Annotated in this window: 4 protein-coding genes; all 4 read left to right on the forward strand. The window is 48.9% G+C overall.

All coding sequences use genetic code 11. The features are described from left to right. Positions 1–182, forward strand: a 182-nt coding sequence (locus tag AACX38_RS06285; protein ID WP_228865890.1) for a head-tail connector protein, incomplete at its 5' end; no start/stop codon positions are given. Then, the gene (locus tag AACX38_RS06290; RefSeq protein ID WP_228865891.1) at positions 182–607 is read left to right on the forward strand and encodes an HNH endonuclease; all 426 of its coding nucleotides are present in this window, start codon (positions 182–184) and stop codon (positions 605–607) included. The genes AACX38_RS06285 and AACX38_RS06290, both read left to right, overlap by 1 nt. 118 nt (positions 608–725) lie before the next feature. Beyond that, on the forward strand, positions 726–1,079 hold the full coding sequence (locus AACX38_RS06295; protein WP_228865892.1) for a phage terminase small subunit P27 family: 354 nt from the start codon (positions 726–728) through the stop codon (positions 1,077–1,079). After that, positions 1,076–1,987 (forward strand): terminase large subunit (locus AACX38_RS06300; RefSeq protein WP_228865893.1); only part of this gene is annotated, 912 nt, incomplete at its 3' end. The genes AACX38_RS06295 and AACX38_RS06300, both read left to right, overlap by 4 nt.

The following is a 1,987-nucleotide window of genomic DNA, read 5'->3' on the forward strand; positions in this document are numbered from 1 at the left end:
AACATATCGGTAAACGCTTTGATAAGGGCTTGGTTTTCACGCCAGCGATTAAAGTCGGTTGCCTACTCTATATCGGCTTGTTGTATGAAAATCGGGAAATGGCAACCGATGCTGAGCTGAAAGAAGTGCCTTTTACTATCAAATCACTGTGGTCTGTCTATCGTGATGTGGGGATCTACTGATGCCGTGGCAACCGTTAAGGCGTTGTAGTTATCCGAGTTGTACACAACGGGTAACGTCCGGTCGCTGTGAGGAACATCGGCGGGAACAGAACAGGCAACGCGGTACACGTACCGAACGTGGCTACAGTAACCGATGGAGCAGATACAGATTGGTGTATCTCAAAACGCACCCCTTATGTGTACATTGCCTCAAGCTGAACTGCTACATGCCTGCAACCATTGTGGATCATATCATCCCGATACAAGGTGAAGCGGATGTGCTGTTTTGGCCTGTATCCAATCATCAAGCGCTATGCCATGCCTGCCATAACCGTAAAACGGTACAGACAGACCCACTCACCAAAGCCAAACGCAAACAAGGTGCTTATCGGGAGCAGGAAGCAAAAGCAGCACGATTGGTTAGCCTTGGAATAATAACAAAATGAAATAACGGGGTGGGGGTATCAAAAATGACAAACATCCCTCTGAGCGGAACCGCCCCCTCCTACAATTTTTACGCACGGCAATTTTTTTGAAAATAAATCACAAGGAACAGCGAAAATTATGGCAAGAGCACCCAAACCGCCCACTTATTTAAATGAGATTGCCGCCAGTCAATGGAAAGCCAAAGGTAAAATCTTAAGCGAACGGGAAGATTTGAACGCCGCCGACTGGAACAACTTAGAGCTGTATTGCGTCAACTATGCCATTTACCGAAAAGCGGTGGCAGACCTTGATATCCGAGGCTTTAGCATTGTGAACAGTCAGGGCAGTGAAAGCCGTAACCCATCACTGAGCGCCAAAGCCGATGCCGAAAAAATCATGATAAAAATGTCCTCATTGTTGGGTTTTGACCCCGTATCACGGCGCAAAAATCCGGTGGAAACCGAGGGAGAGGACGAGCTAGACCGACTATGAACGCATGGGATAAATACGCTTTTGATATCGAAAATGGCACAATTCCGGCCTGTAAACGGGTAAAACAGGCGGTGAAACGCTACTTTAACGACCTGAATAACCCGCTTTATCTATTTGATTCGGAGGTCGTGGAGCGCTTTATTGCATTTTCCCACTACTGTCCGCACGTCAAAGGCCACTTGCGGGGCAAACCGATCATGCTGGAGCCGTGGCAGCAGTTCGCCTTTGCCAACCTGTTTGGCTTCAAAGTGAAAGCAACCGGACGGCGGAAATACCGCAGTGCTTACATTCAGGTGCCGCGCAAAAATGCCAAATCCACGGTAGCCGCGATACTGGCGAACTGGTTTCTGGTGATGGAGAACGGGCAACAGGATATCTACACCGCCGCCGTGAGTCGCGATCAGGCGCGTATTGTATTCGATGATGCCCGCCAGATGTGCCTGTTATCAAAGCCACTGAAAAAACGGGTGACTATCCAGCAACACAAAGTGAACTACCCGAAGAGCAACAGCCTGTTAAAGCCACTGGCAGCCAAAGCTGCTACCATCGAAGGTACTAATCCCAGTCTGGCGATTGTCGATGAATATCATTTGCACCCTGATAACGCCGTCTATTCTGCCCTTGAGCTGGGTATGGGCGCACGTCCCGAAGGTATTCTATTTGCCATTACTACAGCAGGCAGTAACGTTATTTCAGCCTGTAAGCAGCACTATGATTATTGCTGTCAGATACTCAACGGCGAAGAACAGAACGAATCCCTGTTTACCCTGATCTACGAGCTGGACGACGAGCACGAGATTGATGATGAAGCCCTTTGGATAAAGGCCAATCCCAATCTGAATATCTCCGTAGACAGTGCTGCGTTGCATGACACCATCCAGAAAGCGCGGGGCATTCCCTCACAATGG

Origin of the sequence: Xenorhabdus sp. PB30.3 (assembly GCF_963895965.1) — a bacterium.
GTDB lineage: Bacteria > Pseudomonadota > Gammaproteobacteria > Enterobacterales > Enterobacteriaceae > Xenorhabdus > Xenorhabdus stockiae.

Excerpts from the sequence above, each read along its gene's own strand:
- AACX38_RS06295 (WP_228865892.1), top strand. The coding sequence starts at position 726 with ATGGCAAGAGCACCCAAACCGCCCACTTATTTAAATGAGATTGCCGCC.
- AACX38_RS06290 (WP_228865891.1), top strand. The coding sequence starts at position 182 with ATGCCGTGGCAACCGTTAAGGCGTTGTAGTTATCCGAGTTGTACACAA.